Raw genomic sequence first — 12,672 nt, forward strand, 5'->3', positions numbered from 1 at the left:
GAGACGGTCCGCACCCGCGGACCCGGAGAGGGGCGCCGACGATGCGGATCGAAGACGATGCCGCGCTGCACGCCTTCGTGGAAGGCAGACGTACCGCGCTGTTCCGCAGCGCGTATCTGCTCTGCGGCGACCGGCACGAGGCCGATGACCTGGTCCAGGCGACATTGGTCAAGGTGGTGCTCGGGGGGCGGCGGTACGGACGGCTCGACAACATCGAGGCGTACGCGCGCAAGACGCTGGTCAACACCTTCATCGCATCCCGCCGCAGGTTCTGGCGGCGCGAGCAGTCCTACGGCGAACTGCCCGACCGCGCCGGCCGGGCACCGGACACGGACACCGGGCTGGCGGTGCGGGCGGCACTCGCCCGGCTCACCGACAAGCAGCGGGCCGTACTGGTCCTGCGCTACTGGGAGGACCTGAGCGTCGAGGCCACGGCCGGGCTGCTCGGGATGCGGGAGAACACGGTCAAGAGCCACGCGGCTCGGGGGTTGGCGGCGCTGCGCGCCGAGATGGCGGAGGAATTGGTATGAGCAACGACGTGCACGAGCTGCTGGGGCGGGCCGCGGACGACGCGGGAGCGCCGGCCACCACCACCCGGACGGTGTACGCCGGGGCCGCCCGGGTGCGAATGCGGCGGCGGGTCACCGTCTCGGTCGCGGCGGTCGCCGCGGTCGCGGCCGGAGCCGTCGTGGTGCCGAACCTGGCGCCGAAGGGCGGCGAGATGCAGGAGACCACCGTGGCGGCGCCGGTCGAGCTCGTGGGCAACGGCGGCCGGGCGAAGGAACTGGCGAAGGTGCTGCCCGAGGACGTCGGGGAGATCGATCAGGTCTCGCTGTCCGTCATCCGTGACGGCGACACCTCCGAGAAGGAGATGCCCCACCTGGAGGGACCGCTGGACGGGCACTTCTCCGTGCGCAAGGACGGTGGCGTCGGCTACCTCGTCATCGGCTACATGGACACCGGGAACCCCAGCGCGGGGGACGATCCGTGCAAGTCCGTCCAGGGGCAGCCGGATCTGGCGGACTGCGTGAACGAGGAGTTGCCGGACGGAAGGACCCTGGCGACCTGGAGCGACCCCATGAACGATGTCACTCCGCATTGGGGCAAGGAGCTGACCGGCCGGCTCACTCTGAAGGGCGGTGGGGTGCTGGCAGTCCGTGCCAGCACCGGCTTCAAGGGCGAGCGGGCGCAGGGGCCGATGCTGAAGACGCCGCCGCTGACCCGCGCCCAGATGCGGGCGCTGCTGCTCAGCCCGGAGCTGCTGCCGAAGAAGTAGGGCAGGGGAAAGAGGAAGAGGAGGAGGGCGGTACGGGGGTGTCCCTCGTACCGCCCTCCTGCCGCTGCCGCTACAGCACCTTCGAGAGGAACGACTTCGTCCGGTCGTGCTGCGGGTTGGTCAGCACATCGCGCGGGTGGCCCGACTCGACCACCACGCCGTCGTCCATGAAGACCAGCGCGTCGCCGACCTCACGGGCGAAGCCCATCTCGTGGGTCACCACGATCATCGTCATGCCGTCCTCCGCGAGGCCGCGCATGACGTCCAGGACGTCGCCCACCAGCTCCGGGTCGAGCGCCGACGTCGGCTCGTCGAAGAGCATCAGCTTCGGCTCCATGGCCAGGGCCCGGGCGATGGCCACCCGCTGCTGCTGGCCGCCGGAGAGCTGGGAGGGGTAGTTCTTCGCCTTGTCGCCGAGGCCGACCCGGTCCAGCAGCCGTACGGCGCGGGCCCTCGCGACCGCCTTGGACTCACGCCTGACCTGGACGGGGGCCTCCATGACGTTCTCGATCGCCGTCATGTGCGGGAAGAGGTTGAAGCGCTGGAAGACCATGCCGATGTCCCGGCGCTTGAGCGCGACTTCGCTGTCCTTGAGCTCGTAGAGCTTGTCGCCCTTCTGGCGGTAGCCCACCAGCTCGCCGTCGACGTACAGCCGGCCGGCGTTGATCTGCTCCAGGTGGTTGATGCACCGCAGGAACGTCGACTTGCCGGAACCGGACGGGCCGATCAGGCAGAAGACCTCCCGCGGGGCGACCTCCAGGTCGATGCCCTTGAGGATGTGCGCGGCGCCGAAGGACTTGTGTACGCCCTCGGCCTTCACCATGGCGGTCATGCCATGCCTCCCTTGGGGCGGCCGAGGGACAGGAGGTTGGCCCTGACCTTCTGGAACGGGGTGGGCGGCAGGCTGCGGCTCGAACCGCGCGCGTAGTACCGCTCCAGGTAGTACTGGCCGACGCTCAGCACCGACGTCATGATCAAGTACCAGGCCGCGGCCAGGAAGTACATCTCGACCGGGGCGCCGGATCCCTGCCCGATGTCCTGGGCGTACTTGAACAGCTCGTAGAACTGCACGGCCGCCACCAGCGACGTGGTCTTGAGCATGTTGATCACTTCGTTGCCCGTCGGCGGCACGATCACCCGCATGGCCTGCGGGATCACGACGCGGCGCAGGGTCTTGCCGTGGCTCATGCCCAGCGCGTGCGACGCCTCGGTCTGGCCCTCGTCGACCGAGAGCAGACCCGCGCGGCAGATCTCGGCCATGTAGGCGGCCTCGTTCAGACCCAGGCCGAGCAGCGCCGTCAGCAGCGGCGTCATGAAGCTCGACCAGTAGTCCTTGTAGATCGGCATCAGGTTGATGTACTCGAAGACCAGGCCCAGGTTGAACCAGACGAACAGCTGGACCAGGACCGGGGTGCCGCGGAAGAACCAGATGTAGAACCAGGCGATCGACGAGGTCACCGGGTTCTTCGACAGCCGCATCACGGCCAGCAGGACACCGCCGACGATGCCGATGACCATGGACAGCGCGGTCAGCAGCAGCGTCTGGGTGACGCCCTTGAGGATGCGGTCGTCGAAGAAGTAGTCCGGGACCGCACCCCAGTTGATCTTGCCCTGGCTGAAGGCGTAGACGATCGCGACCAGTGCCGCGATGGCGATGACGGCCGAGACGTACCGGCCGTAGTGCCGGACCGGAATGGCCCGGATCGTCTCGGGTGCGGACGATGGGGTGCGAGGTATGGGCGGCTGGTCGGCCGGCCCCGTCTTCTCGATGTCAGTCACAGGAAGAACCTTTCAGCGCCGGTGCGTGCTCAGGATCCGCCGTTCAGCTCGGCTTCGGTGACCGCGCCGGCCTCCACGCCCCACTTCGAGATGATCTTGTCGTACTCGCCGTTCTTGATGATCGCGTTCAGGGCCGCCTGAACGGCCTTGGTCAGCTGGTCGTTGCCCTTGGCCACGGCGATGCCGTACGGGGCGGCCTCGACCTGCTCGCCGACGATCTGGAAGTCCTTGCCGCCGCCCGAGGTCTTCACCGCGTACGCGGCCACCGGGAAGTCGGAGGAGCCGGCGTCGGCGCCACCGCTGCGCAGCCGGGTCTGGGCCTCCAGGTCGTTGTCGAAGGTCTCGATCGCGATCGACTTGCCGGCCGGGCACTTCTTCGACTCGGTCTTGGCGAGGTCGTGCGAGACGGTGCCGCGCTGGACGGCGATCTTCTTGCCGCAGAGGTCGGCCCAGTTCTTGATCCCCTGGTCGTCGCCCTTCCGGGTGTAGATCGAGACTCCGGCGCTGAAGTAGTCGACGAAGTCGACGCCCTCGCCCACCTTCTTCTTCGTCTCGGAGTCGATGCCCTCCTGGCGGTCCTTGGTGTCGGTCATCGAGGACATCGCCAGGTCGTAGCGCTTGGAGCGCAGACCGGTGATCAGCGTGTCGAACGTGCCGTTCTGGAACTCGAAGGTCACGCCGAGCTGCTTGCCGAGCGCCGCGCCGATGTCGGGGTCGATGCCGACCGTCCTGCCGGACTTGTCCTTGAACTCGACCGGCGGATACGCGATGTCCGAACCGACCTTGATGACGCCCTTGTCCTTGATTTCCTTGGGCAGGAGACCGGCGAGCGGGGCCTGGGTGGACGCCGGGTTCCGCGGACCGTTCTTGGTCTGGTCGCCGCAGGCGGCCAGCAGCATCGTGCCGGCGACCGCGATGGCGCAAACCGCTGCGATCCTGGACTTCGCGGCCGTGCGACGAGTGGAGCTTGCGGTCATGATCGGGTTGCCTCCGGCAGGTGAGGGGTGGTGTTGCCAGGCGGTATGGACACACGACTTCGGATGTCGCCCCCCTGTGGGATTAGGGCATCTTGCCATTCGGACTGGCCAAATCTGGGCGCTGATCATGTCAAAATCGGATAACGGGCGATCCCCGAACCTCACGAGGCCGATGCACGGGGCCGGACCATCTGTGGGGGTTCCATCATCACGCCGGAAGATCTGCGGCGCGTCTCGACTGGTGGACGCTTTCGTCGCTTGGCGGACTTGTCCAGATATTCGACTATGAGTCACGTCACCGAACCGATATGGACTCGTCCATGAAGCGGTTCGTCCGGTAAGAAAGACCTTTACACCCCTCATCCGGGGCTCAGGGCGCGTGTGCGGCGCGCCCGCGCGTATGTGTTTCCCCCTGCCGGTGCGGGCCAACCGCCGGCGCAGGGAACGTATGCGGTGCCCGCCCACCCCTCCTCAACCAGGAGTGGCCACCCTCAAACGATGAAGACTTAAGGGGTCAACACCATGGCAGCGGAGATCGTCAATCCTCGCAGCGACAGCACCACTGACAGCACCACCGATGAGCCGTTCGATCCGGCCTTCGCTCTCCACCGCGGGGGGAAGATGGCCGTGCAGGCCACCGTTCCCATCCGCGACAAGGACGACCTTTCCCTCGCGTACACGCCCGGCGTCGCCAAGGTGTGCAGCGCCATCGCGGAGAACCCCGAGCTGGTCCACGACTACACCTGGAAGTCGCAGGTCGTCGCCGTCGTGACGGACGGCACCGCGGTCCTCGGCCTCGGTGACATCGGACCCGAGGCATCCCTCCCGGTGATGGAGGGCAAGGCGATCCTCTTCAAGCAGTTCGGCGGCGTCGACGCGGTCCCGATCGCGCTCGCGACCACCGATGCGGACGAGATCGTCGAGACCGTCGTCCGGCTCGCGCCGTCCTTCGGGGGCGTGAACCTGGAGGACATCTCGGCGCCGCGCTGCTTCGAGATCGAGCGCAAGCTCCAGGAGCGGCTCGACATCCCGGTCTTCCACGACGACCAGCACGGCACCGCCGTCGTGACGCTCGCGGCCCTGCGGAACGCCGCGAAGCTCTCCGGCCGCGAGCTCGGCGACCTGCGGGCCGTCATCTCCGGCGCCGGCGCCGCGGGCGTCGCCATCGCGAAGTTCCTGCTGGAGGCGGGGCTCGGCGATGTCGCCGTGGCCGACCGCAAGGGCATTGTGAGCCGGGACCGCGAGGACCTGACCGAGGTCAAGCGCGAGCTGGCCGAGCTCACCAACCGGGCCGGGATCTCGGGCCCGCTGGAGAGCGCGCTGGCGGGCGCCGACGTCTTCATCGGCGTCTCCGGCGGTACGGTGCCCGAGGCCGCCGTCGCCTCGATGGCGCCCGGCGCGTTCGTCTTCGCCATGGCGAACCCGAACCCCGAGGTCCACCCCGACATCGCGCACAAGTACGCGGCCGTCGTGGCGACCGGGCGGTCCGACTACCCGAACCAGATCAACAACGTGCTGGCGTTCCCCGGCATCTTCGCGGGCGCCCTCCAGGTCCGGGCCTCCCGGATCACCGAGGGCATGAAGATCGCCGCGGCGAACGCGCTGGCCGATGTCGTGGGCGAGGAGCTTGCGGCGGACTACGTGATTCCGTCGCCGTTCGACGAGCGGGTGGCGCCTGCGGTCACGGCCGCGGTGGCGGCTGCCGCGCGGGCGGAGGGTGTGGCCCGGCGCTGAGCCGGTGGGGCGGGGCGGGGGTACGGGTTCCCGGGTGCGGGGTGCGCCTGCGGCGGGCTTGTCCCCCACCCCGCCCCTTTTTGTGACCGGGGCGCTGCCCCCGGCCCTCCGTCCCTTCCCGTGACCGGGGCGCCGCCCCGGACCCCCGCTCCTCAAACGCCGCCGGACCCCCGCTCCTCAAACGCCAAAGGGGCCCGGGTGCGCGGCGCCTGCCCACCCGCGCGGCGCGCGTCACACCCGTGGCCGGTTACGCCCGGCCCGTGCCCGGCCTATCGTCGGGGCCATGTTCGCCGCCTACGCATCCCGCATCGACCGCGACCAGCCCCTCAACGGCCTTGAGCTGGGCGAACGCCCCGCCCCCGAGGCGCGACCCGGCTGGACCACCGTCAACGTCCGGGCAGCCTCCCTCAACCATCACGACCTCTGGTCCCTGCGCGGCGTCGGCCTCGCCGAGGACAAGCTGCCGATGATCCTCGGCTGCGACGCGGCCGGGACCGACCAGGACGGCAACGAGGTCGTCCTGCACTCCGTCATCGGCCAGACCGGCCACGGCGTCGGCCCGGAGGAACCCCGCTCCATCCTCACCGAGCGCTACCAGGGCACCTTCGCCGAGCAGGTCACCGTCCCCAGCTGGAACGTGCTGCCCAAGCCGAAGGAACTCACCTTCGAGCAGGCCGCCTGCCTGCCGACCGCATGGCTCACCGCGTACCGGATGCTCTTCACCAACGCCGGAGTGCGCCCCGGCGACTCGGTCCTCGTACAGGGTGCGGGCGGCGGCGTCGCCACCGCCGCGATCGTGCTCGGCCGGGCGGCCGGGCTGCGGATCTACGCCACCAGCCGCGACGAGGCCAGGCGCAGGCGCGCCGTCGAGCTCGGGGCCATCGAGGCGTACGAACCGGGCGCACGGCTGCCGCAGCGCGTCGACGCGGTCATCGAGACGGTCGGCGCGGCCACCTGGTCCCACTCCGTGAAGTCGCTGCGCCCCGGCGGCACGCTCGTCATCTCCGGCGCGACCAGCGGCGACCGTCCCTCGCACGCCGAACTGACCCGGATCTTCTTCCTGGAGCTGAAGGTGGTCGGCTCGACCATGGGCTCCAAGGACGAGCTGGAGGACCTGCTGGCGTTCTGCGCGACCACCGGCGTACGCCCCGTCATCGACGAGGTGCTGCCGCTGGACCGGGCCCGCGAGGGGTTCGAACGGCTCGCGGCGGGCGACCAGTTCGGAAAGATTGTGCTCACCTGCTCTTGAGGAGTGCGGGGTGAGCTGCTCTGATCTGCGCCATGCGAATACGGACGCGGACGCGGACGCGGACGCGGATGCGGATGGGCAGCGTACTCACCTCGGTCGTCACTTCGGTCGTGCTCGCGGCGGGGGCCCTCGCGCCCGCCGCCGACGCACACCCCGTACGCCCCGCGCCATCGGAACGCACCGGCATCCCGCGCCTCACCGACGACCTGGGCAGAACGCTCACCCTGCGCGGCTGGAACGTCGAGGACAAGGCGAACCGCGGTGACCGGGCGCTGACCGCCATCACCGAGAAGCACTTCCGCGATCTGCACGCCAAGGGCTTCGACTTCGCCCGGCTGCTCATCTTCTGGGACGACCTGGAGCCGACCCGGGGCCGGTACAGCACCGAGTATCTGCGCCGCATCGACCGGGTCCTGGACTGGGCGCGGAAGTACGACATCCAGGTGCTGCTCGACGCCCACCAGGACGTCTTCGGCCCGGCGTTCGGCCACCGCGGCATCCCGGCCTGGGCGACCCGCACCGACGGGCTGCCCTTCACACCGCACCCCGACGACTGGTTCTCGGAGTACTTCGAGCCCGCCGTGCAGCGTGCCTTCACCCATCTCTACGAGGACGCCGACCTCCAGCGTGCCCAGGCGCGGATGTGGCAGGTCCTCGCCGAGCGCTTCGGGCGTCATCCCGCCCTCCTCGGCTACGACCTGATCAACGAGCCGATGGGGGAGCTCCGGGAGGGCGAGGAGCTGCCGGCGGCCGCCCGCCGCATCGAGGCCCAGCAGCTCACCCCGATGTACAACAGGCTGGCCCGCGCGGTCCGTTCGGCCGACCGCACCAACTGGCTGTTCGTGGAACCCACTCCCATCGTCGGCGAGGGCGTGCCCACCGGGCTGGGCGCGATCAGGGACCACCGCACCGTCTACGCCCCGCACTTCTACAACACCGCGATGGAGGCGGGCGCCGACTACGATCCGGCGGCCGGCTGGATCGAGTCGTACGAGGCCGCCGTCACCGCGTACCCGAAGCGGCGGAGGATCCCGGTCGTCGTCGGCGAATGGGGCCCGCTGAACAACCGGCTCCCGCAGATGGGCCGCTTCTACCGGGACGCGATGACCTCCCTGAGCCGCTACAGCTCCGGCTGGGCGGGCTATGTCTGGTGCTACGGCGGTGGCTACTGCGCCCTGGACGAGAACGGGGCCTTCGCCGCCAACAAGGACCGGACCGCCACACCGTACGCACCCGCCGTCGCCGGAACCGTCCACTCCGACACGTACGACGACAGCGCGCACGTCTACCGGCTCACCTACACGGCGGGCCGCCGCGGCACCACGGAGATCTCGCTGCCGCCGGCCGCCGTGCGCTGGCGGGTCTCGGTGGACGGCCGCGCCGAGGTCCGCAGGCGCGGGGGAGAGGTACGCGTCCACGCCCGCGAGGGGGCGCGGGTCACGGTGACGGTGACCGGGACGGCGCGCGGCTGAACGTACCGCACGGCGCACATCGCACGCCCCCGTCTGTCAATCACGGTTGACAGGCGGAGCGCGTCAACCTACGTTGACATCATGACTGAAGCGACGGATCTCGCCGCGCGTGCCGGTGACCGCGACCCCCGGGTGGGGCTGCGGGCGGTCGCCGCGCTGCGCCGGCTGCTGGAGCAGCTCGAAGCCGTACAGGTCAGGAGCGCCCGCGTGCAGGGCTGGTCGTGGCAGGAGATCGCGGCCGAACTGGGCGTCAGCAGGCAGGCCGTGCACAAGAAGTACGGGAGGCAGTGATGTTCGAACGATTCACCAGGAGCGCCCGGGAAGTCGTGACCGGCGCCGTGACCCATGCCGAACGGACCGATGCGGTGTCGGTGGGTGAGGAGCATCTGCTGCTCGCGCTGCTGGACCGGCAGGAGGGGCGGGCCGCCTTCGCCGTCGCCTCACTCGGGCTCGCGGACCGCCGCGCGTCCGTCGAGGCCGAGCTCGCCACGGCCCGCCGCCACGGCGGGCTGACCCGGGCGGACACCGACGCGCTCGCCGGCATCGGCATCGACGTGACCGAGATCGTCGCCCGCGTCGAGGAGGCGCACGGGGTGGGCGCGCTCGACCGGGCCCGGCGGCGCGGGGCCCGGCGCCGCCCGTTCGGCCGGGCGGCGAAGGGCGTCCTGACCAGGTCGCTGCGGATCGCGGCCGGGCGCGGGGACCGCTTCATCGGCGACGAACACCTCCTCCTGGCGCTCACCGCCGGCCCCGGCGTGGCCGCCGAAGTGCTCGCCGCGCACGGCGCCACGTACGGGACGGTCAACCGCGCGCTGTACGGGGGCGGGGAGCCGGGGGAGGGGGAGCGGGAGCGGTTCAAGGAGGCGGGCTGACCCCCGTCCAGCCCGGCCTCCGGTCCCGTCGAGCCCGGTCCCCGTTCCGGTCTCCGGCCTTCGTTCCGGTCTCCGGCCTTCGGTCCGGTCTCCGGCCTTCGGTCCGGCCCTCGGCCTTCGGTCCGGCCCTCGGCCTTCGGTCCGGCCCTCGGCTTCTGGCCCTGGTCCCCGACCCTCGACTTCCGGCCCCTGGCCCCGGCCCGGCCCGGCCTCCGGTCCCCGTCCCCGTCCCGGCCTCCCGTCCCCGTTACTTCGGCCCGTCGTCGCCCTTCCGCAGCAGCGCCCCGATGTGGGCCGCCGCCGTCGAAAGGTGGCGGCGGGCCTCCGTCAGCTGGTCGTCCGTGACGCCCTTGTCCCGGGCCGTGTCGCGGATGTCGTCGCGGAAGCGGTCGAGCAGCCGGTCCAGGTCGCGGGCCGGGTCGCCGGTGCGGGGGGTGTCCTTGCCCCAGTCGGTGTCCGCGCCGGCGTCGGCCGGCTCCGGCTTTGCGTACGGGGGCCATCCGCCCGTCCTGGCGAAGCCGCCGAGCTGGCCGGTGATCTCGGCCAGTCCCTCCCGTACGCCCGAGGGCCAGTCACCCCGGGCGAAGTGCTCCTGGACCTGCCGGGCGGCGTTCTGCATCTGCTCGCGCGCCCTGTCCTGGGCCTCCTTGGCCTGGCGGCGGGCCTGCTGCGCGTCCTCGCGGGCGCGGCGGGACTCGTCCTTCGCCCGGCGGGCCTGCTCCTTCCATTCCTGCTTGGCCTTGCGCAGCTCCTCCTTGGCGGCGCGCCAGGCCTCCTTGTCGCCGAAGTCGCCGAGATCGCCGAAGGCGGACTCCCAGTCGCCCTTGCGGCCCGAGCCCGAGCCCGGGGCTGAGCCGGAGCCGGAGCCCGAGCCGCCACCGGTGTGCCGGGTCTCGTGCGCCGCGGCCCGCATCTCACTGCGCAGCTTGCCGGCGGCGCCGCGCACGTCGTCCCGTATCTCGGCGGCCAGCTCGGCGACCGAATCCCGGATCTCCAGTTCCAGATCGGCCAGTTCGCCCGTGCGGCCGGCCAGCTCGGCGCGGCCCGCGTCGGTGATCGAGTAGACCTTCCGGCCGCCCTCGGTGGCATGGGTGACCAGGCCCTCGGCCTCCAGCTTGGCCAGGCGGGGGTAGACCGTGCCCGCCGAGGGGGCGTACAGCCCCTGGAAGCGCTCCTCCAGGAGCCGGATCACCTCGTATCCGTGTCGAGGGGCCTCGTCGAGGAGTTTCAGCAGGTAGAGGCGGAGGCGGCCGTGGGCGAATACGGGGGGCATGTCAGAGCACCTTTCCGGTCGGCTCGGCATCGTACGGAGCGTCCTCGGCCGGTGGGCGGCGCAGCAGGGCGATCGAGCCCGAGACGGTTGTCGCGCGCAGCTTCCCGGTCCCGGCGCCGAGCGTGCCGGTGATCTTCTTCGCGCCCCACTGGCCGCTGACCCGCAGATCCTCGAACCCGTTGGAGACGGAGCCGCTCGCGGTGTTGGCCTCGACCGTCGCGTCCGCCGGGTGCGGCAGCCGGATGGCGACCTCGCCGGAGACCGTGGTCAGCCGGATGTCAGTGGGCTCCCCGGTCGGGTCCAGGTCGAGCACCATGTTGCCGCTGACCGACTCCGCCCGTACCGAGGCACCGGCGCCCTCGACGACCGTCAGATCGCCCGAGACCGAGTGGAAGCGGAGCTCGCCGGTGACCGACTGGGCCTCCACGCTGCCGGAGACCGTGTCGGCCAGCACCGGCCCCGCGAGCCCGACGAGCGTGGTGTCCCCGGTGACGCCCCGGACGTCCGTACGCCCGCGGATCCCGGAGACGACGGCGCCCGCGCCGACGACGCCGACCTCGACCGCCGAGCCGGTCGGCACGGCGAGCGAGACGACCGCGCTGCGGTGCCAGCCCTTGCGGTCGAACCACTTCAGGAAGCCGTGCCAGGGCAGGTCCTCGTACGCGACGGTGAGTGTGCCGTCCTCCAGGGTGACTATCAGCGGCGGACCCTCGATCCCGGACACCTCCAGCCGGGCGGTCGGCTCCTCGGTGCCGACGACATTGACGGCGCCTCCGACGATGCGCACATTGAGCGCCGTCACGGGCTCGTCGAAGGTCAGTTTCTGGGGCTCGGCGATGGCCCATGTCGACGCAGGCACGGATCTGACCTCCCGGGGAGTACGGCATGACGCAACATATCGCGTCTCTTGAACAACACGATATATCGCGGGACGGGGAAGTCAAGGCACGTCGTGATGCCCGTGGCTGCTCAGTGGTGGGTCGGCGGTGGGGCGGCGGCGGATCGTCGGGACCTTCGGGCGGTCATTGGGTGGTCTTCGGGTGATCAAAGCGCGCCGTATGCGGGCAAACTGCCCTAGCGTGTGAGACATGAATGCGACATCTCCCGCGGGGGCGCTGCTGCTGTGCCGGGCGGAACCGGAGGCCGTACGGCCGGTGGCCGCCCTGTTGCGCGAGCGGATGCTGCTCGCCCCCGCCGGAGACGGATGGTCGGTCCTGGTGCCCGAGGGGAAGCCCTGGCAGGGGCCCGGCCCCGGTGCCGGAACCGGTTCCGGCGTCGGTCCCCGCCCCGGCCCCGGGGCCGGATTCCGTGTCGCGGACGTCACGGAGCCGGTGGACCGGGTCGTTTCCGGCTGGGTCACCGCACTCGCGGTCGGCTCGACGTGGCCCGTGCTCGCCCTGTGGTGGGACGGCGACCGGGCCGGCTGTACGCTCGCCGCCGGCTTCCGCCGCCCGGTCGGCTACGTCTGGCTCGCGGACGGCACCCCGGCCGGTGAGGACGAGGCCATGCGCACGTTCGCCGACCGCCTCGGCCTCGACCCCGTACTGGACGTGCAGGCGCTCGAAGAGCTGACCCGCACCGACCCGGACGCCGACGCGCGCATCCGGCTGCGCGGGCTGCTCGCCGTACTGACCCGGATCGGGCTGGCCCTGCCGCCCGGCCTGGACCCGGACACGCCCGGCGACCGGCTGTACGCGGCGGCCGACGGCCGGCCCGGGGCGGAACCGGTCGCCTGGACCGGCCGGCGCGGGGCGGTGCCGGCTGCTCTCGACGCGGTCGAGAGCAGCCGCCTCGGGCCGTGGATGTGCGGCTCCAGGGTCCGGGTGCTGGCCGGTGCCCAGTTCGCCGCCGGACTGCCGCTGGTCCTCCGGGGGATCCGCCGCCGCAGCGGCGGATGGGCGCTCGCGGGGGCGCTACTGGTGGCGCACGGGGCGCTCGGGCTCGCCTACGACCGGATCAGGGGCGCCGGTGGAACGGGAACGGCGGACAGGCGGGAGCGACTGCGGGAGCGACCGAACGCGTGACTGTTCGTCGTCGTCC

Annotated in this window: 13 protein-coding genes; 8 read left to right on the top strand and 5 right to left on the bottom strand. The window is 71.3% G+C overall.

The annotated features are described in order from the left end of the window. The first annotated feature begins 41 nt into the window (after positions 1 to 41). Together ACGF8B_RS05865 and ACGF8B_RS05870 are read left to right on the top strand one after the other, a co-directional pair. Positions 42 to 530 (top strand): sigma-70 family RNA polymerase sigma factor, encoded by a 489-nt coding sequence (locus ACGF8B_RS05865; RefSeq protein WP_365476016.1) that lies wholly within the window; start codon positions 42 to 44, stop codon positions 528 to 530. Beyond that, on the top strand, positions 527 to 1,276 hold the full coding sequence (locus ACGF8B_RS05870; protein WP_392735124.1) for a hypothetical protein: 750 nt from the start codon (positions 527 to 529) through the stop codon (positions 1,274 to 1,276). The genes ACGF8B_RS05865 and ACGF8B_RS05870 overlap by 4 nt, the downstream gene beginning before the upstream one ends. Before the next feature lie 70 nt (positions 1,277 to 1,346). On the opposite strand, the gene ACGF8B_RS05875 is transcribed toward ACGF8B_RS05870, so the two are convergent. From ACGF8B_RS05875 to ACGF8B_RS05885, 3 genes are read right to left on the bottom strand one after another with little or no spacing between them, the layout of a single operon-like run. Continuing rightward, positions 1,347 to 2,108 carry an amino acid ABC transporter ATP-binding protein gene (locus ACGF8B_RS05875; protein WP_392735125.1) on the bottom strand — a complete coding sequence of 254 codons (762 nt, stop codon included), beginning with the start codon at positions 2,106 to 2,108 and terminating at the stop codon, positions 1,347 to 1,349. Continuing rightward, positions 2,105 to 3,055 (bottom strand): amino acid ABC transporter permease, encoded by a 951-nt coding sequence (locus ACGF8B_RS05880; RefSeq protein ID WP_392735127.1) that lies wholly within the window; start codon positions 3,053 to 3,055, stop codon positions 2,105 to 2,107. The genes ACGF8B_RS05875 and ACGF8B_RS05880 overlap by 4 nt, the downstream gene beginning before the upstream one ends. Positions 3,056 to 3,084: 29 nt before the next feature. After that, positions 3,085 to 4,032 carry an ABC transporter substrate-binding protein gene (locus ACGF8B_RS05885; protein ID WP_392735129.1) on the bottom strand — a complete coding sequence of 316 codons (948 nt, stop codon included), beginning with the start codon at positions 4,030 to 4,032 and terminating at the stop codon, positions 3,085 to 3,087. Between the two features lie 522 nt (positions 4,033 to 4,554). On the opposite strand from ACGF8B_RS05885, the gene ACGF8B_RS05890 reads away from it, so the two are divergent. The 5 genes from ACGF8B_RS05890 (at position 4,555) to ACGF8B_RS05910 (ending at position 9,359) form a co-directional block, all read left to right on the top strand. After that, on the top strand, positions 4,555 to 5,766 hold the full coding sequence (locus tag ACGF8B_RS05890; protein ID WP_259928693.1) for an NADP-dependent malic enzyme: 1,212 nt from the start codon (positions 4,555 to 4,557) through the stop codon (positions 5,764 to 5,766). A 283-nt stretch (positions 5,767 to 6,049) separates the two neighbouring features. Then, on the top strand, positions 6,050 to 7,015 hold the full coding sequence (locus tag ACGF8B_RS05895) for a zinc-binding dehydrogenase (protein ID WP_392735131.1): 966 nt from the start codon (positions 6,050 to 6,052) through the stop codon (positions 7,013 to 7,015). Positions 7,016 to 7,083: 68 nt separating this feature from the next. After that, positions 7,084 to 8,487 (top strand): cellulase family glycosylhydrolase, encoded by a 1,404-nt coding sequence (locus ACGF8B_RS05900; RefSeq protein WP_392735132.1) that lies wholly within the window; start codon positions 7,084 to 7,086, stop codon positions 8,485 to 8,487. A gap of 81 nt (positions 8,488 to 8,568) precedes the next feature. Further along, complete coding sequence (locus ACGF8B_RS05905) at positions 8,569 to 8,778, top strand: sigma factor-like helix-turn-helix DNA-binding protein (RefSeq protein ID WP_114249297.1); 210 nt, start codon at positions 8,569 to 8,571, stop codon at positions 8,776 to 8,778. Continuing rightward, entirely contained in the window at positions 8,778 to 9,359 is a 582-nt protein-coding gene (locus ACGF8B_RS05910) for a Clp protease N-terminal domain-containing protein (RefSeq protein WP_392735136.1), read from the top strand. The genes ACGF8B_RS05905 and ACGF8B_RS05910 overlap by 1 nt, the downstream gene beginning before the upstream one ends. 247 nt (positions 9,360 to 9,606) lie before the next feature. Here the strand turns inward: ACGF8B_RS05910 and ACGF8B_RS05915 are convergent, their stop codons facing one another. Further along, a complete protein-coding gene (locus tag ACGF8B_RS05915; protein ID WP_392735137.1) occupies positions 9,607 to 10,632 on the bottom strand; it encodes a helix-turn-helix transcriptional regulator in 1,026 nt (341 codons plus the stop codon). A 1-nt stretch (position 10,633) separates the two neighbouring features. Further along, positions 10,634 to 11,491 carry a DUF4097 domain-containing protein gene (locus tag ACGF8B_RS05920; protein ID WP_392735139.1) on the bottom strand — a complete coding sequence of 286 codons (858 nt, stop codon included), beginning with the start codon at positions 11,489 to 11,491 and terminating at the stop codon, positions 10,634 to 10,636. Between the two features lie 229 nt (positions 11,492 to 11,720). Between ACGF8B_RS05920 and ACGF8B_RS05925 the strand changes: the two genes are divergently transcribed. After that, positions 11,721 to 12,656: a hypothetical protein gene (locus ACGF8B_RS05925; RefSeq protein ID WP_392735141.1), complete on the top strand. Its 936-nt coding sequence runs from the start codon at positions 11,721 to 11,723 to the stop codon at positions 12,654 to 12,656. The last annotated feature ends 16 nt before the right edge of the window (positions 12,657 to 12,672 follow it).

It is taken from the genome of Streptomyces sp. NPDC047917 (assembly GCF_043204345.1).
In the GTDB taxonomy this organism is placed as follows: Bacteria; Actinomycetota; Actinomycetes; order Streptomycetales; family Streptomycetaceae; genus Streptomyces; species Streptomyces sanglieri.